A 20,908-nucleotide genomic window follows, 5' to 3' on the forward strand; every position below is an offset into this window, starting at 1 on the left:
TTTAGACTTTAGGAGGTCTTATGAAATTATTAGAAGAGCGCATCCTCGAGGATGGGCATATCTTGGGTGATAATATCCTCAAGGTGGATTCCTTTCTAACCCACCAAGTTGACTTTAGCTTGATGCGAGAGATTGGTAAGGTATTTGCGGACAAATTCGCTGCTGCTGGCATTACCAAGGTTGTAACGATTGAAGCGTCAGGCATTGCACCAGCTATTTTTACAGCTGAAGCCTTAAACGTTCCCATGATTTTCGCCAAGAAAGCTAAAAACATCACCATGAACGAAGGTATCTTAACCGCCCAAGTCTACTCCTTTACCAAGCAGGTGACCAGCACCGTTTCTATCGCTGGAAAATTCCTCTCACCAGAGGACAAGGTCTTGATTATCGATGATTTCCTTGCTAATGGCCAAGCTGCCAAAGGCTTGATCCAAATCATCGAACAAGCTGGAGCAAAAGTTGAAGCGATTGGTATTGTTATCGAAAAATCCTTCCAGGATGGTCGTGATTTGCTCGAGAAAGCTGGCTATCCAGTCCTATCACTGGCTCGCTTGGATCGTTTCGAAAATGGTCAGGTCGTATTTAAGGAGGCAGATCTCTAATGCAAAAACAAGAAAAACACTCGCAAGCAGCCGTTCTTGGCTTGCAGCACTTACTAGCCATGTACTCAGGTTCTATCCTGGTTCCTATCATGATTGCGACAGCTCTTGGCTATTCAGCTGAGCAGTTGACCTACCTAATCTCCACAGATATCTTCATGTGTGGGGTGGCCACCTTCCTTCAACTCCAACTCAACAAATACTTTGGGATTGGACTACCAGTCGTTCTCGGGGTTGCCTTCCAGTCGGTTGCTCCTTTGATTATGATTGGGCAAAGCCACGGTAGCGGTGCTATGTTTGGTGCCCTTATCGTTTCAGGGATTTATGTGGTTCTGATTTCAGGCATTTTCTCAAAAGTAGCCAATCTTTTCCCATCTATCGTAACGGGCTCTGTCATTACTACGATTGGTTTAACCTTAATTCCTGTCGCTATCGGAAATATGGGAAATAATGTCCCAGAGCCAACTGGTCAAAGTCTCTTGCTTGCAGCCATCACTGTTCTAATTATCCTCTTGATCAACATCTTTACCAAAGGATTTATCAAGTCTATCTCTATTTTGATTGGTCTAGTTGTTGGTACCGCCATTGCTGCTACCATGGGCTTGGTTGATTTCTCCCCTGTTGCAGCAGCACCACTTGTCCATGTCCCAACTCCACTCTACTTTGGAATGCCAACCTTTGAAATCTCCTCTATTGTCATGATGTGTATCATCGCAACGGTTTCTATGGTTGAGTCGACTGGTGTTTACCTAGCCTTGTCTGATATCACCAATGACCCAATCGACAGCACGCGCCTGCGCAACGGTTACCGTGCAGAAGGTCTGGCCGTACTTCTCGGAGGAATCTTTAACACCTTCCCTTACACAGGATTTTCACAAAACGTTGGGTTGGTTAAATTGTCAGGTATCAAGACCCGCCTGCCAATCTACTACGCAGCTGGTTTCCTTGTCCTCCTTGGACTCCTTCCTAAGTTTGGAGCCCTAGCTCAAATCATTCCGAGCCCTGTTCTTGGAGGGGCCATGCTGGTGATGTTTGGTTTTGTTTCCCTTCAAGGGATGCAAATCCTCGCCCGTGTTGACTTTGCTAACAATGAACACAACTTCCTTATCGCAGCTGTCTCAATCGCTGCAGGTGTAGGTCTGAATAACAGCAATCTCTTCGTCAGCATGCCAACAGCCTTCCAAATGTTCTTCTCAAACGGAATCGTCGTAGCCAGCTTACTGGCCATTGTCCTCAATGCAGTATTAAACCGGAAAAAGAAATAAGAAAAAGAGGTGCGAGCCTCTTTTTTGTTTCTCTATATCCTTACCTGTCTTTTTTCAGACCGCTGGCCTGTGACAAACATGGTAAAGGTTGCTTTGCAGACATTTCTGCCTTCTTGATTGGTGATATCCACATCCACGACACAGGTTGTGCGTCCATGATGGACACATTCTCCTTTAATGGTCAACACGTCGTCGAGTTTTCCTGCCTTGAGGTAGTTGATAGAGGACTGGAGCGTCACTCCATCAAGCCCCAGCGAGATAACCACCAAACCACTAATCTGGTCACAAAGGGTGAAGAGATAGCCACCATGGGCATTGCTATAGTAGTTGAGCGACGAGTCCACCACTTTGGTCGTCACCACAACATGACCATCTCTCATTTTTTCAATTTCGTAATTTTCAAAGGCAGATATAGCATCAAAATGAAAATCTTTCATCGTTTCCTCCTGATAGTTCAAACGACACTATGATACTACTTTTTATAGGACTGTGCAAGGAGAAAGCTCCTAGTCTGGCAAAATTCCGACCTGCTCAACAAAACGCATAAAAGCTGCCTGTCCTTGTTCCGTCTGCTTGTAAACTCCTGCATCCTCCAAAACACGTGCAAAAATAGCACCCACAGAGTCCTTGACGATTTCAAGGGCTTTTTCTTTATCTGCTAGGTCCGGATGTTGGGCTTTGAGCTGGTCTGCCCATTCTTGATGATAGTCGGCAACTATATCATCATCTCCCACAAGATAGCTAGCAACCTGTTCCACTTCTGCTTTCAAACGTGGCGGCAGGATAGCCAAACCCATGACCTCAATCAAGCCGATATTTTCCTTCTTGATATGTTGGACATCCTTGTGGGGATGATAGATGCCATCAGGATGTTCTGGCGATGTCTGATTGTCCCGCAAGACCAAGTCCAACTCAAACTGTCCATCGCGTTTACGAGCAATCGGTGTGATGGTGTGATGCGGTGTCCCGTCTGTCTCTGCTAAAATCTGGACTTCAGGGTCTGAATACTGTCGCCATTCCTGTAAAATCTTGTCAGCCAAGTTAATCAAATCCTCCTTGGAATCTGAAGTCAAACGTAGCACTGACATTGGCCACTTAACAATCCCAGCCTTGACCTGCTCAAAACCAGCAAAACAGAAAGTCTTTTGCAAAGGAGCCAATTCCATAGGAAATACGTGACGGCCTCCTTGATAGTGGTCATGAGTTAGAATAGAGCCCCCCACAATTGGCAGGTCGGCATTAGAGCCTGCAAAATAGCCAGGAAACTGCTCTACAATCGCCAGCAGACGCTCAAAACTCTGACGACTAATGGCCATAGGTCGATGCTGACCGTCTAAGAAAATACAGTGCTCATTAAAATAAGCATAGGGCGAATACTGGAAGCCCCACTCCTGACCCGCCATTTCGAAACGGATAATGCGGTGATTGCTGCGAGCTGGGTGGTTGACTCGACCATGGTAGCCTTCATTCTCTAGACAAAGCTGACACTGAGGATAATTGCTAGCTTGCACCAACTTGGCTGCTGCAATCTCTTTCGGATCCTTTTCAGGCTTAGAGAGGTTGATGGTGATCTCAAGTTCTCCGTAGTCAGATGGAACACGATAAGCAATATTCTTAGAAATAGCCTTGAGCTTGATGTAGTCATTTTTCTGGCTGAGCTGGTAAAAATCCCCTATCGCCTGCTCAGGAGAGTGAGCATAGGTTGTCCAAAAGTCACGATTAACCTGACTTGGACAAGGAGTTACCAAGTCCATCAGTTCAGAACCGAGGATTTCACGCGCAGCCTGATTATCCTCAATCGTCTCTAATCGAACCGCTTCCTCGACCAGCTGGTCCTTGAGGTCAATCAATTTATCTAGATCAGTCTCAACTTCCAAAACACCTTCACCCACTCGCGCCAAAACACGATTGGTTAGGTAGATTCGATCCATTTCCTCAAATGAACTTTCAGCAATAACATGTGTTACAAATTTATCTACTAAGGTCACTATAAAGCCTCCTTTTAACTAGTCAAGGACGCGAGTGCCACCTGCAACTTCAGCGATATAGAAGCTAGGAGCATATCCAACGACTTCCTCGTAGTGCTTGCCTACAGCTTCCTTAAAGGACTCAACAGCGTCTTTTCGCACCAAGGCAATGGCACATCCGCCAAATCCTGCCCCTGTCATACGAGCACCAAGAACACCTTCCTGAGCCCAAGCTGTGTGAACAAGAGTATCCAATTCCAAGCCAGTTACTTCATAGTCATGTTCTAGAGAAACGTGAGATGCATTCATCAAGCGACCAAATGTTTCCAAATCACCTGCTTGAAGAGCTGCTTGTGCTTTGAGGGTACGTTGGTTTTCAAGCACAGCATGGCGAGCACGTTTTAAGCGATTTTCATCTTTAATCAGATAGCTGTATTGGTCAAAGGCCCACTCATCCAATTCACCCAAGGTCTGAATATCCAAGGCAACTTGCAATTCTTCGACAGCTTTTTCACACTCAGCACGGCGTTCATTGTACTTAGAGTCCGCCAGTTCACGACGTTTGTTGGTATTCATGATAACAACGACATTGTCCTTCAAATCAAGTGGCACCAAGTCGTATTCTAACGTATTGGTATCCAGGTAAATGGCCCGTTGGTCAGCTCCCATACCGATAGCAAACTGGTCCATAATACCAGAGTTGACTCCGATAAAGTTATTTTCTGTTTGTTTTCCGATTTTAACCAAATCCAAACGGTCTAGTTTTAAACCAAAGAGATGCTCTGCCACAACCCCTGTCAAAAGTTCCAAAGATGCTGATGAAGACAAGCCTGCACCATTTGGGATATTCCCATAAACATAAAAATCAAACCCTTTGTCAATCACATGTCCAGCTTCTTGCAAGAAATGAAGAACCCCTTTTGGATAGTTGGTCCAGCTGTGCTCTTTTTCAAATTTGAGGTCAGCAAGAGGCACTTCGATGATACCCTTGTCCTCAAAGTTGGCCGAGTAGAAACGCAAGACTTGGTCGTCACGCTTGCGAGCCGCTCCATAGGTTCCCAAGGAAATAGCCGCTGGAAAAACGTGCCCACCGTTGTAGTCTGTGTGTTCACCAATCAGATTGATACGACCTGGTGAAAAGAAAGTTTGGTCTGCTTCTTGACCAAAAACGGCAAGAAAGTCTTTGCGAAGGGCTTCAGCAGTAAGATGTTGTGTCATATGATTTCTCCTTTGACTGTCCGTTAAGTCATACTCTTCGAAAATCAAATTCAAACCACGTCAGCTTCACCTTGCCGTACTAAAGTACAGCCTGCGGCTAGCTTCCTAGTTTGCTTTTTGATTTTCATTGAGTATCATCTTAACGTGTAATCGTTTTCTTCTATTGTATCCAAGGCATTTGCCAAGGTCAATCCTTTTTACTAAACTTTTACTAAACTATCAGTAAAAAGCAGAAAAATATGATATACTAACCTAAAAGGAGGAGGATTTATGGCTACCTTAAAAGACATTGCACAGCTAGCTTCTGTCTCTATCGCGACCGTATCCCGTGTCCTCAATCGCGACCAGAGTCTATCTGTCACAGAAGAAACCAGACACCGTATTTTAACTGTCGCTGAAGAACTGGGCTATACCAAGCACCTCAAGACAGGCGAATCCCACAAACCCAAGCAAAAGATTGCCATTATCCAATGGGTCAGCGAGCAGGGGGAGCTGGACGACCTCTACTATTATCAGATTCGTCTCGGTATTGAAAAAAGAGCTCAAGAGTTGGACTATGATATCTTGCGCTATTTTAATGACCATCCTTTTACACTGAGCGAGGAAGTGATTGGCATTCTCTGCATAGGAAAATTTAGCCGTGCTCAGATTGCTGCCTTTGAAGAATACCAAAAACCTTTAGTCTTTATAGACAGTGATACCTTATCACTAGGTCATACCTGTATTATTACTGACTTTTACACTGCTGTGAAACAAGTTGTAGACCATTTCCTCAGTCAGGGACTGGATCGGATTGGCATTCTCACAGGTCTTGAGGAAACAACCGACCAGGAAGAAATTATCCAGGATAAGCGGCTAGAGAATTTCAAAGACATTACCCAAGCAAATGGAATCTACCATGGAGAACTGGTCTTTCAGGGGAGCTTTACTGCCCAGTCTGGATATGACTTGATGAAGGAGGCCATTCACAAGCTAGGAGACCAACTCCCACCAGCCTTTTTCGCTGCCAGCGATAGTTTAGCCATCGGCGCCCTCCGTGCCCTTCAAGAAGCTGGAATTAGCCTACCAGACCGCGTCAGCCTCATTTCTTTTAACGATACTAGCCTGACCAAGCAGGTCTATCCTCCTCTTTCTAGCATTACCGTCTATACCGAGGAAATGGGCCGAGCAGGGATGGATATTCTTAACAAGGAAGTCCTCCACGGTCGCAAAATACCTAGCCTGACCATGCTGGGAACTAGACTGACTTTGAGAGAGAGTACGAGGAGTGAATAGGATAACAAAACGACCTCTTGCGAGGTCGTTTTTCTAATGATGATGCCCATGCTTCTGCTCTATGGTTCTCACCTTCCGCCTATGTTGCGCATGATTGCTTTGACTGCTATCCACTTCAATAGTGATATTCTGCACGCCTCTTTCTTCTAAAAATTGACGCACTGCTTCTTTAGTTTCCATCATCTGCTCCCAGTCCTCGATACAGAGGTGAACAATGGCGTCATTTTCCAGACCATCCATGGACCAAATACTGAGTTGATTTACACTTTTAACATTAGTTAGCCTTGCTAACTCTTTCTCTAGCTTAGCAGTCTCGATACCTTCAGGCACAGCATCTAAGAAAATCTTAAGGGTAGACCAAAAGCGAGGAATGGCTTTCGACAGAATAAAGATAGAAATAACCAGCGATAAGAGTGGATCGAGGATATACCAATCTGTAAATCGGAGGATAATCGCCATTAGAATGACAGCCAGCCAACCAAGGGTGTCTTCCAAAAAATGCAAGCTAAGAATAGACTCGTTCTTTGTCTTTCCTTTACGAACTACCAGACTTGCTAGCACATTGATAGCTACTGCAATGATTCCCAGCCAGAGGATACCTTTCTCATTAACGGGTTGCGGATGAGCAATCTTCGTGATATTTTCCAAAATCACTAGGACAGACCCTATCATAAGAATCACAGCCGTTAACATGGCCCCTAAAAGACTAAAACGTTTGTAACCCAAGGTGTACTGTCTATCTTCTTCACGATTGGAGATTGTTTCTAAAAGGGCAGAGAGTCCAATGGCCATAGCATCTCCCAAGTCATGAACAGAATCAGCAAGAACTGCACTCGAACCAAAGATTCCTCCTGCGATAAACTCAACAATCGCATAGCTTAAATTTAAGAAAAAAGCTAACCAGATAGATGTTTTAGAACTCATTTCTCTCCCTCCTTTGGTATAATGGGTATATACATACTTCTTTCATTTGTATTATCTAATAAAATCCAAAGAAAGGATAGAAGCAAACTGTCAGTCCTGTTCAGTTCTGAACAGTTTGTCTCAAGTGTCTATATGCCAAAAAGAGACCGTCGAGTCAGCAAGACGAAAAAAGCCATCTATCAAGCTTTTTTACAACTTTTGAACGATAAGGGCTATGATGCCACTACTGTTCAGGATATCATTGACCTAGCAGATGTTGGACGTTCTACTTTTTACTGTCATTACGAAAGTAAGGAACTCCTTTTAGATGAGCTCTGTCGCTACCTCTTTCATCATCTCTTTGAAAGGGAAGGACACTTTACTACCGAGGACTACCTCGCGCATATCTTTTTACATTTTCAGAAAAACCAGGACCATGTCACCAGTCTCCTTTTTTCCAAAAACGACTACTTCCTCCGCCAACTACACAAGGAACTCGAACACCACGTTTATCCCATGGTGGCGGGTGACTTGCAAGAGGCCTACCCAAACATTCCAGCCTCCTACCTCCAGCATTTTGTTGTGACGAACTTTATCGAGACTCTAACTTGGTGGCTAAAAAAAGGAAAATCTTATACCGAAGAGCAAGTGGTGAGATTTTACCTTGATGTAATGGAGATGACCTCTACAACTCCACTTGATAACTAAGCCTGTAACTCAGAAAGGAACCAACTATGTTAACTTCGATGATTCTAGGAATACTAACAATTGTACTAGCTCTCGCCTTCTCATTGCTTCACCTTGCTGCTGCTTTTTCAGCCATGAAACAAAAGAACTACAGTCTAGGAAATAAGTGCATCTTGGTCGGCAGTTGCCTCACTTCTCTGGCTCTAGCCATCTTTTACTTCGTCCCAGTTGCGACCATTCTTCTATGGATTGTGGGCTCGAGTATCGTCTGCTATGGAGCCTACTGGAACGGCCAACAGAAAGAAAAACAACATATCTCGCACCACATCGTTCGTATAACGACCGCTATTATCATTACGGTATTATTCATTTTGCTCTAACACAAAAAAGGATCATCTGATCCTTTTTTACTTTTTTAAGAGCTTTTTGCTGCCTTGCTCCACTGATACCACCCAACTAGACTATTGATGAGATAAATTAGGTATTTCCCTTGGATTTGCAGGCTTTCTCCCCACTAGAGATAGATTGAAAAGACATTGGTAGCTGCCCAGAATATCCATTGTTCACGGTAAACAGCTGTCATGAGGATTTGCCCAACCCCATTGGTCGCATCGGTGATGGAATCGCGATAAGGACGATTGGCTCCGATAGACTGATAAATGAACCCAAAGGCCAACCACCAAATAACACTAATAGAAAGATACTTTGTCCAACCCTTGCCGTCTAGTTTACGTGCGACAAACTCTTGTTGTTCTTTCTTAAACTGGGCTTGATAAATCCAAACCAAGAGACCAATTGGCTGCATAATTGTAAAATAGAGAGTTGTTAAAACCTCACCATAGAAGCCTTTTTGAAGGGCAAGCACCAGATAAATGATGGAATTAATCAAACCAAATAGGTAGTTACTAGCACGACCTTCGGCTTCTCAAAGAGCAGAAAAAAGGTTAGTAAGGCTTGAGAGATGAATCATTTTAAAGGTAAACAATTCCAACAAGACGTCATCATTATCGCTGTTGGTTATTACCTACGTTACAATCTGAGCTATCGTGAAGTTCAGGAATTGCTTTATGACCGTGGAATAAATGTTTGTCACACTACGATTTATCGGTGGGTTCAAGAATACAGTAAAAGCCTCTATCATCTCTGGAAAAAGAAAAATAAACAGTCCTTCTATTCGTGGAAAATGGATGAAACCTATATCAAAATTAAGGGGAGTTGGCATTATCTCTATCGAGCGATTGATGCGGACGGTTTAATATTGGATATCTGGTTACGAAAGAAACGTCAAGCAGACGATAACAGCTATAAGTTAGAAGATACCGCCTATCAAGAAGATAAAGCACGCAAAGCAGAAACCGAAGATAAGCTAGCTATTGAAGCAATGAAAAGCAAGTACACCACGCTATTGCTAGAAAATATGTTGCTAAGTCCGTTTGAAATGCAAGATACAAAAATCATGGCAGGATTGCAAGTCCATGTTTACCACCTCTATGACGAACTGAAAGAATTAAGAGGGCTAAATAGTGTTAAAGACCACTTATCTTATGTTGCCAGCAGACGTGAAGAATATTCTAAGCATAATGTCGCACGCTACCTCAAAAAAGCCATTGAACAATATCTACCAACGGTTAAAAGACAGGACTTAAACCATGAGTGAAGACTTAAAAACGATCAAAGAGCTGGCGGATGAGTTGAGTGTTACAAAACAAAATATTCAATATCACTACCAAAGGTTACCAAAAGAATTACAGCTTAAAAGTTCCAATGGGTCTAATCTAATAAATTCTAAAGCAGAAAAAATAATTTTAGGTAAAGTAGAAAGTAGTAGCAAATCAAATACCAAAGACCAACAAATAGAAAAACTAACTAATTTGTTAGACCAGTAACAACGATTAGCCTTGCAAGATAAAAAGTTGCTAGAAGAATACAAGGCGGAAAATGATAACTTAAAAGCCCTCAAAATGCCCTCACAGGAAACAGAATTCAAACACTTAGACAATCAATATAAAGATGAAGTGAACGCTCTTAAAGAGAAGTTGGAAAATTTACAGGAACAAATCAAAGATCAAAAAAGGATAGAAAAACAAGAAAAACCAATAAAATGGTGGGGACTATGGCGAAAATAGATGATTCAGTTAAAAAGAAAGTTCCAGAATTGCGATTTAAAGGATTCACGGATGAATGGGAACAGCGTAAGTTGGGAGACGAAGTTCGAATAGTGATGGGACAGTCTCCTAATTCAGAAAATTATACTGATGATCCTAATGGGCGCTAAAAATGCGAAGACCTATGAAGACCTATTTTGTATTAGTCAAACAAAAAATCCAAAAGAAATGGTATATGATTATGACCATGAAACAAAGTAAAATCAAACCGAGTGATCTGAGAAAGCACCCGATGATCATGAAACGTTATTAAACACAAAAGTCACCCATGTGAGTTCTTGCCAGAAGCTGAAGTTAATCCTTCAACCTGGAAAACCCGCAGAGGTGACTTTTTCTATACATCTCGATTTTTCTGGCAATAATCATTAACCGATAAATATGTCTGTGAATCACCCAGCGACTCCGCTATGTCCATAATCCGCGGTGGTAGTAATCCCACTCGCTGGACAAGTTCGTGATTGCTGAACAATTCCCGTGGACTGCCGGCGAAGCCAAACTTCCCGTGTTCCATAACATACACCGACTCAAACTCGGCGGCGACCCAATCCATGTCATGGGTGATGGTCACAACTTGGTGGCCCGAATCAGCCAACTGATGGAAAATTGCGGTCAACTTGCGCCGGCTTTCCCAATCAAGCGACATCATCGGCTCATCAAATAAATAAATCGCCGGATCCACTGCCAAAACTGTGGCAACGCTCAACAGCTTGCGTTCCGACAATGACAGGTCATATGGACTTTCAGCTGTTTTATCATCCAAGCCAACTCTTTTTAGAGCCGCTAAAGCCCGCCTCGTAATCGTGTCGTGGTCATCCATGACCTGCGCGACATTCCACTCCACCTCTCGTTGAACGGTCGGGTTGAAAAGCTGATCGTCAGGATTCTGAAAAGTAATCCCAACCTTCAGTAACTTTTCGACTGGTTTAAGATCATTAAAATTTTCTCCATCGATCTTAATCACACCGGTTTGTGGTGTCAGCAAACCCGTCAACAATTTGAAGAGCGTTGATTTGCCGGCACCATTTTGGCCGACAATCGCCACCATCGGATCGGCGAAGTGTTTGTCTTCAACATCCAAGCTAAAGGACCGTTCCGGATAAGTGAACGTCAGGTGGCTCAGTTCAATTGTGGACATAACGAACCTCCTTCAAATCAGCGTAATTCACCGGATACCGGCCATCAGCCAAGTGCCAATCCATTTTTTGAGCAAGTTGCTGGATTGTCGGGGCTGGAATCTGCCAGTCAGCTGCCAAATGATTAAACACCTCACCCGGCCTGCCCTGGGCTACCATTTGACCCTCGTGCAGCACCCACACAACGTCGGCGACTTCGCACAAATCGTCAATTTCACTGGTGACAATGAAGACAGTCGTCTCTTTGACTTGGGCCAGCCATTGGAAAAATTGCCGGCGGCCAAGGGGATCCATCTCACTGGTCGGATCATCCATAATCAAAACAGCCGGATTAGCCACAATCGCCGTGGCAATTGCCAACCGCTGAATCTGACCACCGGAAAGGCTCTCGGGACGCAAATTCAGCTGTTCAATCAGCCCCATTTGCGTGGCAACTTCTTCAACCCGTTTTTGAATCAGTCCTTCAGCCATTCCCTGATTAATCAAGTCAAAGGCGATTTCATCGGCAACCGTGTCTGCCAACCCGCTTAGTTGGCCAGCTGGATTTTGCAGTACAACTCCATTCATGGCATTATAAACAGGCCAATTGTCAGACACTCGCTGGCCAAACATGTGCCAATCGCCCTCAATCTCAGCAGACACAATTTTGGGAATGACCCCTGCCAGCACACGGCACAAAGTCGATTTGCCGGAGTGGCTATTCCCGATAATCCCAACCACCTGGCCGGTATGAACCTCCGCGTTAATCTGACGCAGTTGTGGTTGCTCAGTACCCGGATAACGGGTGGTCAAATTTTCAATTACAATCCGTTTATCTTCGTCCATATCTTCCACCCAATCAATAAAATTGCCAATCCAGTCAGACCAATGTGCAGCGTCCGCGACAGGCGATACACGCGCTGGGAGGTTCTGACAGTCCGGTTGAGATTATCAAAACCTCTCAGTTGGAGAGAAATCGACCGCGTCATCGATTGATCCAAGGTCTTAATCACCAATGGAATTAGAACCGGCAGGACTGACTTTAATTTCTGAATCAACGTTTTTTGCGGATTGGTTCCGCGAACTTTTTGTGCCTGCTGGATTTTCCGCATATTGCGCATCATTTCCGGCAAAATATAACACACCGACATCAGAACGTAGACGGTTTTATAAGACAATCCGGACAGTTCCAAATAGGCCGCGTTTTCTGAAATACTCGTGGTCACCATAAAAAAGCCACTGGTCAAAATAATCACCAATACTCGACAACCCAGAGTGGTGGCGTAAATCAGGCCTTCTTTGTAGAACGACACCCCAAACACAGAAAACAGCACAGTTTGATTCCGACTGTAAAATAACCCTTGGATGATCAGCATGGTGCAAATCAGAAACAGGCTGAATCCCAGCGCCTTAAAGGTGGTAGAACTCAATTTGGAAAATAACAATAGCAGTGTTGCGACAAGAATTAATCCGGCCTGAAGCAATAAATTCATACTGGCAAAGCTCAACAACGTCATGTTCAAGATGAACAAGAGCTTAGTAATCGGATCGATCACCTGGTACCACTTGAGCTTGACCCGTGGCGCTCCAGAAATCAATGTTTTATCAGTCATCATTTATCATCGCTAAAGAAGTGCACCATCCGCTTCGGCAGCTGACGATAGATGAAGAATGCCAGGTAGGCCACGCAGACTTTATCCAAAATATCCAAGACAAACTCATCTATAAATGAGGCCAGCCACACTGGTGCATGATTGGCGACCATTACCGCAAACAATGAGTCACCCCAAGCGATACCGGTCTGACCACCCCAAAAGATGACGTTGAGTGGCGTTGAAATGACAGCTGAAACGATGGCAATAATAATAGCAGAAACAAATACTCGTCGCGCTGACGAGAACCACCCATTGGCGTGCAAAACTCCGACAGCAATCCCAATTCCGATGCTGGTAATCGCATACACGGTTGAAATTGGCGATAAGGTCAGCCCATAGATCACGTTGTTGATGAAACCACTAATGGCACCGGCAACCGGCCCAGCCAACATGCTGGTAAGAAAGGTTCCCAAAGACCCCAGCCAAACGGGCAACTTTAACCCCTCCGCCAAGGCTTTGGCAACATAGTTAATCCCCACGGCAGCGGGAATCAAAGTCATGGTGGCAGCACTTAACCTAAATTTCCACATACTGGTACGATGAATTGGTTCTGTTTTCATAATCTTCTCCTTTTGTTTTTAAAGAGCCGTGTCTGGATAGACTTTCGGACGCAACGCTCTATTATATATCTACTGAACTGTCTATACACAAGATTTCCATCCTTAGTCGACATGAGCTGGAAATCTTTATTTGTTAAGTAGTTCACAACACATTATACACCTATTCTCTGAATAGTCAAGTGTATTTACAGTAAAAATCTAGAAAATCCTGAAAATTTCCTCTTATTTTCCATTTAAAAATGAAAATCTTTATTTCTGGCACTAAAAATGCCCAGACAAGATTGTCTGAGCATTTTCTATATGGTCGTTTAGCAAAGTTGAGTTTAGCATTTTCAAGCTATTTCTTCAACAAACCTTGTTCTTGTAAAAACTCCTTGGCTACTTGTTCTGCTGACTTGCCTTCAACACCGACTTGGTAGTTGAGCTGGCTCATCTGGCTTTCAGTAATTTTACCTGCTAGTTTATTGAGAACTGTCTCCAACTCAGGATGTTTCTTGAGAAGAGCTTCTTTCATGAGTGGCGCTCCTTGATAAGGTGGGAAGAGTTGCTTGTCATCCTCCAAGACCTGCAAATCATAACGTGCCAATTCTGCATCAGTCGAATAGGCATCTGTGATTTGAATATCGCCTGACTGAATTGCCTGATAGCGAAGAGCTGGCTCCATAGTCGCTACATTGAGATTGAGACCATACATTGATTGCAAGCCCTTATTGCCATCTTCTCGGTCATTAAATTCGAGTGTAAAGCCTGCCTTCAACTGCCCTTCCACTTTTTTCAAGTCCGAAATGGTCTTCAAGCCATATTCTTGAGCAATCTTTTTCGGAACAGCTACAGCGTAGGTATTTTGATAAGACATAGGTTTTAGATAGGCCAGATGATCCTGTTTGGCAATGCCATCACGCGCCACCTGATAAACCTGATCTGGCCCATGACCTACCTTGGGTGATGGCTGAAGCAAACTTTCAGTCACCGTACCAGTAAATTCAGGATAGATATCAATGTCCCCTTTTTTCAGAGCTTCATAGAGGAAGCTTGTTTTCCCAAAATTCGGCTTAACAGTCGCAGTCATACTGGTATTTTCTTCAATCAGCAACTTATACATATTTGCCAAAATTTCTGGTTCAGGTCCCAATTTCCCAGCAATCACCAAGTTTTCTTTCTCTTTTTGAGCTAAGAGGGCTGGACTATAAGACAGACCGAGCAATATGGTCACCAAGGCAAAACCAGAGAAAATCGTCCGCAATTTTGCTTTTTCCATCACTTTTAGTAGGAAGTTAAAGGCAATGGCAAGCACTGCTGAAGAAAGGGCCCCAATCAAAATCAGACTGGTATTATTACGGTCAATTCCCAAAAGGATAAAAGAACCCAGTCCCCCTGCCCCAATCAAGGCAGCCAAGGTTGCCGTACCGATAATCAAAACCGCCGCCGTCCGAATACCAGACATTATGACAGGCATGGCAAGTGGAATTTCAAACTTCTTGAGACGCTCCCACCTGGTCATCCCAAAGGCAATCCCAGCCTCTTGCAGACTTGGATCAATTCCCTTTAGCCCAGTGATGGTATTTTGCAAAATTGGGAAAATCGCATAAATCACTAGAGCCGTCAAAGCAGGCAAGGTTCCAATTCCCATCAAGGGGATAAAGAGTCCCAACAAGGCCAGAGACGGGATAGTCTGGAAAATTCCTGCAATCTGCAAGACCCAGTCCGCCAACTTCTCATGATAGCGAAGATAAACAGCCAAGGGAATAGCAATAAAAATAGCTAGTAACAAGGTCAAAAGTGACAACTGCAAATGTTGAGATAGAGCTGTTACCCAATCACTAAAACGCTCCTGAAAAGTTGATATCAAATTAGTCATGAACACTACCTCCAAACAAGTCTGCTACAAAGTCTGTTGCAGGAGCCTTTAAAATGGTCTCGGGATTCGCCACCTGACAAATCTCTCCGTCCTGCAAGACAGCAATACGGTCCGCCAATTTCAAAGCTTCATCCGTATCATGGGTCACAAAAATCGTTGTCATTCCAAACTCTTTATGCAATTCTTTCGTCAGAACCTGCAACTGTTTTCTCGAAATAGCATCCAAGGCTGAAAAGGGCTCATCCATGAGGAGAATCTTAGGCTGACCAATCATAGCACGAACAATACCGACCCGTTGCTGTTCTCCACCAGATAATTCATTAGGTAAACGATGCCCATACTCAGCCACTGGTAAACCAACTTTAGCCAAAAGCTCCTCTGTTTTCTTCGCAATGTCTTCCTTAGTCCAGCCCTTCATCTCCGGAATGAGGGCAATATTTTCCGCAACCGTTAGATTGGGAAACAGAGCAATGGCCTGTAAAACATAACCAGTAGAAAGACGAAGCTCACGCTCATCATAGTCTTTGATGCGCTTACCATCCATGTATATATTTCCATCAGTTGGTTCCAAAAGACGGTTAATCATCTTGATCATGGTCGTCTTACCAGACCCAGAAGGCCCAACTAAAACCATGAACTCCCCATTCTCAATCTGTAAATTGACATCTCTCAAAACATCTTTTTCTGTATAGCGTAGCGCTACATTTTTGTATTCAATCATTCTTTGTCCTCAATTTAAAATTTTCCTCGGTTGGTCAAGTTACCAACCTTTTAATAACTAATTTACCCCACTCTAAACCTCATTTTCCTTCTCTTTCAGATTAGCCAAAATTCTTTCTTGAAAACCTTCAAACTGACGAATTTCTTCCTCTGAAAATCCTTTGTAACAGATAGTATCCAATCTCTGACTGACACGTTGCCCAACTTCTTTCTGGGACTTGCCCAACTCTGTTAAAACTAAATACTTCTTACGCTTATCTTCTCCACACGGACTGACAGTTATAAGATTTTGCTCCTCTAACTTTTTTATCATAGTCGTCAACGTATTATTAGCAAGCCCAGTCGCAAGCGCAATATCTGTCGCAGTTGCACAGCCCGTCTTACTATTCCATAAAACCGCTAAAATCTTTCCCTGCTCACTCCGATAAAGAGAGTCAGGGTCTTGTCTCAGTAACTTTTGAAAAATCCGCCCATTCAACAAACGAATATGATGGGCTACCAAATGACAATATTTCATGAAACCTCCAATTTATTTCTATATCGATACGAATAAAAAATATTATAATACTTATTATTCCAATTGTCAACTATTTCGACTTAGAACTAATTTTTCTCAGTAAAAAATCTCCTACTCAAGGTAGAAGATTTCAATCTTATAAACTTAATCCGTCATGTCTGATACCAAAGTTCGACGCTCCAATGGAATACTGCACATAACTAACAAGAAAATGAAACCTGACTGAATCCAGAAAAGGGCCAAGTCAAAGATTCCATGCACAGCAACCACTGTAAGGAAAGATAGATAAAGACCGATAATTGGACGTTTCCCCGACTCCTGACTCATATCCATCATCAAACGAACAGGAGCAACAGAAGACAAAGCTAATAAAATGGTTCCCACAATTCCGTAACTCAGAATCGTATCAATATAAAGGCTGTGAGCATGTTCATGATAAGGAGCATTTATCCGAGGATAAGAGTGCATATAGGTCAATGGCCCCTCCCCCCAAAAAGGATTTTGCTTAAACAAGGCCATCCCAGCATCCCAGATAGAAATGCGTTCTTCCATAGAAGAATCTAAAGTTCCCATCCGAACTCCCAAATCACTAGAAAAAAGGAAACTCAAGCCAATCGCAAAGACCCCAATACTAAGCCAAAAGGCCTTCCAGTTTTTAATGGTCGTAAAGAGATAAATGATGGCTCCAGCGATAATAGCAGGAAAGGCTGTTCTATTTTGCGTGAAATTTAAACCAAAAAGATTTACAAAACCTGCTAGCACACAAAAGACTTTCAACCATCTTAGCTTCGTCGTTGTAAAGAGATAAAAGGCAATCATGATACAGAAGCAACAAATGATCCCATAGTAGTTAGGATTAAAGAAGGTGACCTCTGCACGGTTTTGGTGCCATACTTGCATATTTGGTGAAAGAAAGGCATAGTTAAATTTCTTTACAATTTGGAAATGCTCCAAAGTAGCAAAAGCGGCAGAGACAACACTACCAAACAAAACCGTCTGGAGTATCAGTCGAAAGAAAGCATGCGTCAGACGCTTCTGGTAAAAACTAAAGAAAATAAGAAATAGGAGCATCAGGAAAGATGCTGCTAGACCAAGCCAGTTCTTGGCGACGATGGAAATGACACTACTGTAGGCAATAAAAAAGAGAAGTACAGGATGTTTGGCTAATCCTTTGATAATTCCCTTCATCTCCCCAGTAACAAGTAAACCTATCAAATATAAAGCAAAGAGTGATAAGAACAAATAAAAAGGTAAAAAGATACTCATGATCATCAGATACAAAAAGAAATCTTTTTTCGAAAGCCCTCTTATCTTATCCAGTAATCCAATTGATTTCAAAACGGATCCTTTCTGTTCTGGATTTCTCCAGAAGATAAATGCTAAACTATCTTTATATTCTACCATTTTTTCCGTCATTTGGGAACAATGAACACGCTACCAAAAAGAAAAAATCAGTGAATATTTAGAAAAATTTTTAAGGAGAGAAATTTTACAAAGCAATTATTGCTCCCCTACAACTATTCATTTCCCTAAATTAAAGAAAGCTGTGGTAGAATAAAAGAAAGCTATAAAAATCACTATAGAACAAATCTGTATAAAGGAAAATCAATGAAATCACACCAACTAGTCTACCAAATATTAGCTAGAGAAAACGATTATGTTAGCGGAGAAAAAATCGGAGAAGAACTGAATTTAAGCCGTACATCCATATGGAAAGCGATCCAACGTCTTCAACAAGAAGGCCTAGAAATTGACAGTATCAAAAATAGAGGCTATAAGCTTATTCAAGGCGATCTGATATTGCCTGATTTGATTCAGGAGAACACCAACTTAACCATTCGCTACAAACCTGAGACCAAATCAACCCAAACAGATGCAAAAGAAGGGATTGAAGCTGGAAACAAAGGAAATACACTCTATCTTTCAACCTGTCAAACAGCAGGTCGTGGCCGCTTTCAGCGCCGCTACTATTCTCCATCTCAGGGGGGGATCTATATGTCCCTGCATGTTCAACCCAATCTTCCTTATGAAAAACTCCCTTCCTATACTCTCCTTGTAGCTGCTGCAGTCTACAAAGCCATTAAAAACCTAACTATGATAGAAGTAGATATCAAATGGGTAAATGACATCTACTTTAAAAATAAAAAGATAGCAGGTATCCTCACTGAAGCGATGACATCAGTTGAGACAGGCTTGGTTACAGACGTCATTATCGGACTTGGTATAAATTTTTCTATAGCAGACTTCCCAGAAGACCTAAAAGAAAAAGCAGGCAGCCTATTTATGCCACCTGCACCAATTAGTCGTAATGAGCTCATCAGCGAAATATGGAATTGTTTCTACAATACGGATTCAGATGAGCTACTTTATATCTATAAAGAAAGATCAATCGTTCTTGGAAAAGAAGTTACTTTCCAGCTAGACGGAAAATTTGAGAAAGGTCTTGCAAAAGAAATCTCAGAATCCGGCCAACTACAAGTCGAATTTGAAGATAAAAATACTATCTGGCTAAATAGCGGAGAAATATCACTAACGGGTTGGTAATAAACAAATCCCCCTTTTAACGATTTAGAAGGGGGATTTGTTTACAAAAAAAGAGCCTAACAGCTCTCTTAACGTACGGAGAATGGGGGATTCGAACCCCCGCGCCGGTTACCCGACCTAACGATTTAGCAAACCGTCCTCTTCAGCCTCTTGAGTAATTCTCCTATTAATGGGCACGAGTGGACTCGAACCACCGACCTCACGCTTATCAGGCGTGCGCTCTAACCACCTGAGCTACGCGCCCAAGTTCAAAAACTTGGTATGAACTTTCGTTCAAAGCGGGTGACGAGAATCGAACTCGCGACAACAGCTTGGAAGGCTGTAGTTTTACCACTAAACTACACCCGCTTAATAAAATAAAATATGGCGCGAGACGGAATCGAACCGCCGACACATGGAGCTTCAATCCATTGCTCTACCAACTGAGCTACCGAGCCAAATTGCGGGAGCAGGATTTGAACCTACGACCTTCGGGTTATGAGCCCGACGAGCTACCGAGCTGCTCCATCCCGCGTTAATATAAAAAGGAGGATGTGGGATTCGAACCCACGCACGCTTTTACACGCCTGACGGTTTTCAAGACCGTTCCCTTCAGCCGGACTTGGGTAATCCTCCATTATTTACAATGGACCTTGTAGGACTTGAACCTACGACCACTCGGTTATGAGCCGAGAGCTCTAACCAGCTGAGCTAAAGGTCCAACAAGATCAATATAGCGGCGAAGGGGATCGAACCCCCGACCTCCCGGGTATGAACCGGACGCTCTAGCCAGCTGAGCTACACCGCCATGAATCGGGAAGACAGGATTCGAACCTGCGACACCTTGGTCCCAAACCAAGTACTCTACCAAGCTGAGCTACTTCCCGCGTTAAATAAAAAAATGCACCCTAGAGGAGTCGAACCTCTAACCGCCTGATTCGTAGTCAGGTACTCTATCCAGTTGAGCTAAGGGTGCTCATCATTATATGCCGAGGACCGGAATCGAACCGGTACGATCGTTACCAATCGCAGGATTTTAAGTCCTGTGCGTCTGCCAGTTCCGCCACCCCGGCCTCTCTAAGCGAACGACGGGATTCGAACCCGCGACCCCCACCTTGGCAAGGTGGTGTTCTACCACTGAACTACGTTCGCATCGACCTCTTATTCTATATAAAAAAATGCCGGCTACATGACTTGAACACGCGACCCTCTGATTACAAATCAGATGCTCTACCAACTGAGCTAAGCCGGCTGATTTCTATTATGCGGGTTAAGGGACTTGAACCCCCACGCCGTTAAGCGCCAGATCCTAAATCTGGTGCGTCTGCCAATTCCGCCAAACCCGCAAATATGACCCGTACTGGGCTCGAACCAGTGACCCATTGATTAAAAGTCAATTGCTCTACCAACTGAGCTAACGAGTCTAAAATAACTTCCGTTATCTTAAACGGTCCCGACGGGAATCGAACCCGCGATCTTCGCCGTGACAGGGCGACGTGATAACCGCTACACTACGGGACCTATGGGAGTTAACGGGATCGAACCGCTGACCCTCTGCTTGTAAGGCAGATGCTCTCCCAGCTGAGCTAAACTCCCAAAGGGCGGAGTCTAGCTCATCCAACGGTAAGAAACTTTGTTTCTCTCATCCGCCGATTGTAATTTCGATTTCCTCTCAATTACAACTAAGCTAAACTCCCTCGAGCTAAGCGACTTCCATATCTCACAGGGGGCAACCCCCAACTACTTCCGGCGTTCTAGGGCTTAACTACTGTGTTCGGCATGGGTACAGGTGTATCTCCTAGGCTATCGTCACTTAACTCTGAGTAATACCTACTCAAAATTGAATATCTATCAAATACCAAGAAAACCTCACACTTCGTATTC

At 43.4% G+C, this 20,908-nt stretch carries 22 protein-coding genes, 17 tRNA genes, 1 rRNA gene and 3 pseudogenes; 12 read left to right on the top strand and 31 right to left on the bottom strand.

The window, feature by feature from the left end; genetic code table 11:
- Positions 1 to 20 precede the first annotated feature (20 nt).
- Both ACORHV_RS07160 and ACORHV_RS07165 read left to right on the top strand, forming a co-directional pair.
- Entirely contained in the window at positions 21 to 602 is a 582-nt protein-coding gene (locus tag ACORHV_RS07160) for a xanthine phosphoribosyltransferase (RefSeq protein WP_084856075.1), read from the top strand.
- On the top strand, positions 602 to 1,864 hold the full coding sequence (locus ACORHV_RS07165) for a nucleobase:cation symporter-2 family protein (protein ID WP_001171650.1): 1,263 nt from the start codon (positions 602 to 604) through the stop codon (positions 1,862 to 1,864). The genes ACORHV_RS07160 and ACORHV_RS07165 overlap by 1 nt, the downstream gene beginning before the upstream one ends.
- 32 nt (positions 1,865 to 1,896) lie before the next feature.
- Here ACORHV_RS07165 and ACORHV_RS07170 read toward each other — a convergent pair whose 3' ends face one another.
- The 3 genes from ACORHV_RS07170 to ACORHV_RS07180 all read right to left on the bottom strand — a co-directional run bounded on the left by ACORHV_RS07170 (position 1,897) and on the right by ACORHV_RS07180 (position 5,049).
- Positions 1,897 to 2,301, bottom strand: a complete 405-nt coding sequence (locus ACORHV_RS07170; RefSeq protein ID WP_434397954.1) for a PaaI family thioesterase — start codon at positions 2,299 to 2,301, stop codon at positions 1,897 to 1,899.
- A 69-nt stretch (positions 2,302 to 2,370) separates the two neighbouring features.
- A complete protein-coding gene (locus ACORHV_RS07175) occupies positions 2,371 to 3,852 on the bottom strand; it encodes a UDP-glucose--hexose-1-phosphate uridylyltransferase (RefSeq protein WP_000176972.1) in 1,482 nt (493 codons plus the stop codon).
- Positions 3,853 to 3,870: 18 nt separating this feature from the next.
- A complete protein-coding gene (locus tag ACORHV_RS07180; RefSeq protein ID WP_434397956.1) occupies positions 3,871 to 5,049 on the bottom strand; it encodes a galactokinase in 1,179 nt (392 codons plus the stop codon).
- Between the two features lie 270 nt (positions 5,050 to 5,319).
- Between ACORHV_RS07180 and galR the strand changes: the two genes are divergently transcribed.
- Complete coding sequence (galR, locus tag ACORHV_RS07185) at positions 5,320 to 6,324, top strand: DNA-binding transcriptional regulator GalR (RefSeq protein WP_125397912.1); 1,005 nt, start codon at positions 5,320 to 5,322, stop codon at positions 6,322 to 6,324.
- Positions 6,325 to 6,357: 33 nt separating this feature from the next.
- Here the strand turns inward: galR and ACORHV_RS07190 are convergent, their stop codons facing one another.
- Positions 6,358 to 7,248 carry a cation diffusion facilitator family transporter gene (locus ACORHV_RS07190; RefSeq protein ID WP_434397958.1) on the bottom strand — a complete coding sequence of 297 codons (891 nt, stop codon included), beginning with the start codon at positions 7,246 to 7,248 and terminating at the stop codon, positions 6,358 to 6,360.
- Between the two features lie 132 nt (positions 7,249 to 7,380).
- Between ACORHV_RS07190 and ACORHV_RS07195 the strand changes: the two genes are divergently transcribed.
- Together ACORHV_RS07195 and ACORHV_RS07200 are read left to right on the top strand one after the other, a co-directional pair.
- Positions 7,381 to 7,935, top strand: coding sequence for a TetR/AcrR family transcriptional regulator (locus ACORHV_RS07195; protein ID WP_001126072.1), 555 nt, complete (start codon positions 7,381 to 7,383; stop codon positions 7,933 to 7,935).
- A 26-nt stretch (positions 7,936 to 7,961) separates the two neighbouring features.
- Entirely contained in the window at positions 7,962 to 8,294 is a 333-nt protein-coding gene (locus ACORHV_RS07200; RefSeq protein ID WP_000958143.1) for a hypothetical protein, read from the top strand.
- Between the two features lie 35 nt (positions 8,295 to 8,329).
- Here the strand turns inward: ACORHV_RS07200 and pnuC are convergent.
- Positions 8,330 to 8,836, bottom strand: a pseudogene (gene pnuC, locus ACORHV_RS07205) (nicotinamide riboside transporter PnuC); the annotation flags it as partial.
- A 39-nt stretch (positions 8,837 to 8,875) separates the two neighbouring features.
- Here pnuC and ACORHV_RS07210 point away from each other — a divergent pair.
- The 6 genes and pseudogenes from ACORHV_RS07210 to ACORHV_RS07235 form a co-directional block, all read left to right on the top strand.
- Positions 8,876 to 9,226 (top strand): annotated as a pseudogene (locus tag ACORHV_RS07210) (IS6 family transposase); the annotation flags it as partial.
- A 24-nt stretch (positions 9,227 to 9,250) separates the two neighbouring features.
- A pseudogene (locus tag ACORHV_RS07215) lies at positions 9,251 to 9,571 on the top strand (DNA replication protein); the annotation flags it as partial.
- On the top strand, positions 9,564 to 9,800 hold the full coding sequence (locus ACORHV_RS07220) for a hypothetical protein (RefSeq protein WP_001287839.1): 237 nt from the start codon (positions 9,564 to 9,566) through the stop codon (positions 9,798 to 9,800). The pseudogene ACORHV_RS07215 and the gene ACORHV_RS07220, both read left to right, overlap by 8 nt.
- Positions 9,801 to 9,812: 12 nt before the next feature.
- Complete coding sequence (locus ACORHV_RS07225) at positions 9,813 to 10,040, top strand: hypothetical protein (RefSeq protein WP_001152922.1); 228 nt, start codon at positions 9,813 to 9,815, stop codon at positions 10,038 to 10,040.
- Positions 10,028 to 10,189, top strand: coding sequence for a hypothetical protein (locus tag ACORHV_RS07230; protein WP_001062367.1), 162 nt, complete (start codon positions 10,028 to 10,030; stop codon positions 10,187 to 10,189). The genes ACORHV_RS07225 and ACORHV_RS07230 overlap by 13 nt, the downstream gene beginning before the upstream one ends.
- 14 nt (positions 10,190 to 10,203) lie before the next feature.
- Positions 10,204 to 10,332: a hypothetical protein gene (locus ACORHV_RS07235; RefSeq protein ID WP_002878297.1), complete on the top strand. Its 129-nt coding sequence runs from the start codon at positions 10,204 to 10,206 to the stop codon at positions 10,330 to 10,332.
- A gap of 81 nt (positions 10,333 to 10,413) precedes the next feature.
- Here ACORHV_RS07235 and ACORHV_RS07240 read toward each other — a convergent pair whose 3' ends face one another.
- The 8 genes from ACORHV_RS07240 to ACORHV_RS07275 all read right to left on the bottom strand — a co-directional run bounded on the left by ACORHV_RS07240 (position 10,414) and on the right by ACORHV_RS07275 (position 17,839).
- Entirely contained in the window at positions 10,414 to 11,214 is an 801-nt protein-coding gene (locus ACORHV_RS07240) for an energy-coupling factor ABC transporter ATP-binding protein (RefSeq protein WP_000103848.1), read from the bottom strand.
- On the bottom strand, positions 11,201 to 12,037 hold the full coding sequence (locus ACORHV_RS07245; RefSeq protein WP_000343048.1) for an ABC transporter ATP-binding protein: 837 nt from the start codon (positions 12,035 to 12,037) through the stop codon (positions 11,201 to 11,203). The genes ACORHV_RS07240 and ACORHV_RS07245 overlap by 14 nt, the downstream gene beginning before the upstream one ends.
- Positions 12,013 to 12,804 (bottom strand): energy-coupling factor transporter transmembrane component T, encoded by a 792-nt coding sequence (locus tag ACORHV_RS07250; protein WP_000130449.1) that lies wholly within the window; start codon positions 12,802 to 12,804, stop codon positions 12,013 to 12,015. Before ACORHV_RS07250 ends, ACORHV_RS07245 begins: the two co-directional genes overlap by 25 nt.
- Positions 12,804 to 13,406: a hypothetical protein gene (locus ACORHV_RS07255; RefSeq protein ID WP_049489595.1), complete on the bottom strand. Its 603-nt coding sequence runs from the start codon at positions 13,404 to 13,406 to the stop codon at positions 12,804 to 12,806. Before ACORHV_RS07255 ends, ACORHV_RS07250 begins: the two co-directional genes overlap by 1 nt.
- Positions 13,407 to 13,743: 337 nt before the next feature.
- Positions 13,744 to 15,264, bottom strand: coding sequence for an ABC transporter permease/substrate-binding protein (locus ACORHV_RS07260; protein ID WP_049519670.1), 1,521 nt, complete (start codon positions 15,262 to 15,264; stop codon positions 13,744 to 13,746).
- On the bottom strand, positions 15,257 to 15,985 hold the full coding sequence (locus tag ACORHV_RS07265; RefSeq protein ID WP_084859528.1) for an ATP-binding cassette domain-containing protein: 729 nt from the start codon (positions 15,983 to 15,985) through the stop codon (positions 15,257 to 15,259). The genes ACORHV_RS07260 and ACORHV_RS07265 overlap by 8 nt, the downstream gene beginning before the upstream one ends.
- Positions 15,986 to 16,057: 72 nt before the next feature.
- Entirely contained in the window at positions 16,058 to 16,501 is a 444-nt protein-coding gene (locus ACORHV_RS07270; protein WP_000872569.1) for a MarR family winged helix-turn-helix transcriptional regulator, read from the bottom strand.
- Positions 16,502 to 16,645: 144 nt separating this feature from the next.
- Complete coding sequence (locus ACORHV_RS07275; protein ID WP_038805734.1) at positions 16,646 to 17,839, bottom strand: O-antigen ligase family protein; 1,194 nt, start codon at positions 17,837 to 17,839, stop codon at positions 16,646 to 16,648.
- A gap of 270 nt (positions 17,840 to 18,109) precedes the next feature.
- Here ACORHV_RS07275 and birA point away from each other — a divergent pair, with 270 nt between their 5' ends.
- Positions 18,110 to 19,045: a bifunctional biotin--[acetyl-CoA-carboxylase] ligase/biotin operon repressor BirA gene (gene birA, locus ACORHV_RS07280; protein WP_434397965.1), complete on the top strand. Its 936-nt coding sequence runs from the start codon at positions 18,110 to 18,112 to the stop codon at positions 19,043 to 19,045.
- A 76-nt stretch (positions 19,046 to 19,121) separates the two neighbouring features.
- Here birA and ACORHV_RS07285 read toward each other — a convergent pair.
- The 18 genes from ACORHV_RS07285 to rrf all read right to left on the bottom strand — a co-directional run bounded on the left by ACORHV_RS07285 (position 19,122) and on the right by rrf (position 20,841).
- Positions 19,122 to 19,209, bottom strand: a tRNA-Ser gene (locus ACORHV_RS07285).
- Positions 19,210 to 19,215: 6 nt separating this feature from the next.
- Positions 19,216 to 19,289 (bottom strand) — tRNA-Ile (locus ACORHV_RS07290).
- A gap of 33 nt (positions 19,290 to 19,322) precedes the next feature.
- A tRNA-Gly gene (locus ACORHV_RS07295) sits at positions 19,323 to 19,393 on the bottom strand.
- Positions 19,394 to 19,409: 16 nt separating this feature from the next.
- Positions 19,410 to 19,482: transfer RNA gene (locus tag ACORHV_RS07300), tRNA-Phe, on the bottom strand.
- A 3-nt stretch (positions 19,483 to 19,485) separates the two neighbouring features.
- A tRNA-Met gene (locus ACORHV_RS07305) sits at positions 19,486 to 19,559 on the bottom strand.
- Between the two features lie 11 nt (positions 19,560 to 19,570).
- Positions 19,571 to 19,660: transfer RNA gene (locus ACORHV_RS07310), tRNA-Ser, on the bottom strand.
- Positions 19,661 to 19,671: 11 nt separating this feature from the next.
- Positions 19,672 to 19,745 (bottom strand) — tRNA-Ile (locus ACORHV_RS07315).
- Positions 19,746 to 19,758: 13 nt separating this feature from the next.
- Positions 19,759 to 19,832, bottom strand: a tRNA-Met gene (locus tag ACORHV_RS07320).
- A gap of 5 nt (positions 19,833 to 19,837) precedes the next feature.
- Positions 19,838 to 19,911, bottom strand: a tRNA-Pro gene (locus ACORHV_RS07325).
- A gap of 15 nt (positions 19,912 to 19,926) precedes the next feature.
- Positions 19,927 to 20,000: transfer RNA gene (locus tag ACORHV_RS07330), tRNA-Arg, on the bottom strand.
- Positions 20,001 to 20,011: 11 nt separating this feature from the next.
- Positions 20,012 to 20,097 (bottom strand) — tRNA-Leu (locus ACORHV_RS07335).
- Positions 20,098 to 20,104: 7 nt separating this feature from the next.
- A tRNA-Gly gene (locus ACORHV_RS07340) sits at positions 20,105 to 20,176 on the bottom strand.
- A 27-nt stretch (positions 20,177 to 20,203) separates the two neighbouring features.
- Positions 20,204 to 20,276, bottom strand: a tRNA-Thr gene (locus ACORHV_RS07345).
- Between the two features lie 12 nt (positions 20,277 to 20,288).
- Positions 20,289 to 20,370, bottom strand: a tRNA-Leu gene (locus ACORHV_RS07350).
- A gap of 5 nt (positions 20,371 to 20,375) precedes the next feature.
- Positions 20,376 to 20,448, bottom strand: a tRNA-Lys gene (locus tag ACORHV_RS07355).
- 24 nt (positions 20,449 to 20,472) lie between these two features.
- A tRNA-Asp gene (locus ACORHV_RS07360) sits at positions 20,473 to 20,545 on the bottom strand.
- 2 nt (positions 20,546 to 20,547) lie between these two features.
- A tRNA-Val gene (locus tag ACORHV_RS07365) sits at positions 20,548 to 20,620 on the bottom strand.
- Positions 20,621 to 20,725: 105 nt separating this feature from the next.
- Positions 20,726 to 20,841, bottom strand: a 5S ribosomal RNA gene (rrf, locus tag ACORHV_RS07370).
- Positions 20,842 to 20,908: the final 67 nt, after the last annotated feature.

The sequence above is a fragment of the Streptococcus sp. KHUD_016 genome (assembly GCF_051106465.1).
Taxonomy (GTDB): domain Bacteria; phylum Bacillota; class Bacilli; order Lactobacillales; family Streptococcaceae; genus Streptococcus.

Coding starts and splice junctions, on each gene's coding strand:
- ACORHV_RS07160 (WP_084856075.1), top strand. CDS start 21: ATGAAATTATTAGAAGAGCGCATCCTCGAGGATGGGCATATCTTGGGT.
- ACORHV_RS07165 (WP_001171650.1), top strand. CDS start 602: ATGCAAAAACAAGAAAAACACTCGCAAGCAGCCGTTCTTGGCTTGCAG.
- ACORHV_RS07170 (WP_434397954.1), bottom strand. CDS start 2,301: ATGAAAGATTTTCATTTTGATGCTATATCTGCCTTTGAAAATTACGAA.
- ACORHV_RS07180 (WP_434397956.1), bottom strand. CDS start 5,049: ATGACACAACATCTTACTGCTGAAGCCCTTCGCAAAGACTTTCTTGCC.
- galR (WP_125397912.1), top strand. CDS start 5,320: ATGGCTACCTTAAAAGACATTGCACAGCTAGCTTCTGTCTCTATCGCG.
- ACORHV_RS07190 (WP_434397958.1), bottom strand. CDS start 7,248: ATGAGTTCTAAAACATCTATCTGGTTAGCTTTTTTCTTAAATTTAAGC.
- ACORHV_RS07195 (WP_001126072.1), top strand. CDS start 7,381: ATGCCAAAAAGAGACCGTCGAGTCAGCAAGACGAAAAAAGCCATCTAT.
- ACORHV_RS07200 (WP_000958143.1), top strand. CDS start 7,962: ATGTTAACTTCGATGATTCTAGGAATACTAACAATTGTACTAGCTCTC.
- ACORHV_RS07220 (WP_001287839.1), top strand. CDS start 9,564: ATGAGTGAAGACTTAAAAACGATCAAAGAGCTGGCGGATGAGTTGAGT.
- ACORHV_RS07230 (WP_001062367.1), top strand. CDS start 10,028: ATGGCGAAAATAGATGATTCAGTTAAAAAGAAAGTTCCAGAATTGCGA.
- ACORHV_RS07235 (WP_002878297.1), top strand. CDS start 10,204: ATGAAGACCTATTTTGTATTAGTCAAACAAAAAATCCAAAAGAAATGG.
- ACORHV_RS07240 (WP_000103848.1), bottom strand. CDS start 11,214: ATGTCCACAATTGAACTGAGCCACCTGACGTTCACTTATCCGGAACGG.
- ACORHV_RS07245 (WP_000343048.1), bottom strand. CDS start 12,037: ATGGACGAAGATAAACGGATTGTAATTGAAAATTTGACCACCCGTTAT.
- ACORHV_RS07250 (WP_000130449.1), bottom strand. CDS start 12,804: ATGACTGATAAAACATTGATTTCTGGAGCGCCACGGGTCAAGCTCAAG.
- ACORHV_RS07255 (WP_049489595.1), bottom strand. CDS start 13,406: ATGAAAACAGAACCAATTCATCGTACCAGTATGTGGAAATTTAGGTTA.
- ACORHV_RS07260 (WP_049519670.1), bottom strand. CDS start 15,264: ATGACTAATTTGATATCAACTTTTCAGGAGCGTTTTAGTGATTGGGTA.
- ACORHV_RS07265 (WP_084859528.1), bottom strand. CDS start 15,985: ATGATTGAATACAAAAATGTAGCGCTACGCTATACAGAAAAAGATGTT.
- ACORHV_RS07270 (WP_000872569.1), bottom strand. CDS start 16,501: ATGAAATATTGTCATTTGGTAGCCCATCATATTCGTTTGTTGAATGGG.
- birA (WP_434397965.1), top strand. CDS start 18,110: ATGAAATCACACCAACTAGTCTACCAAATATTAGCTAGAGAAAACGAT.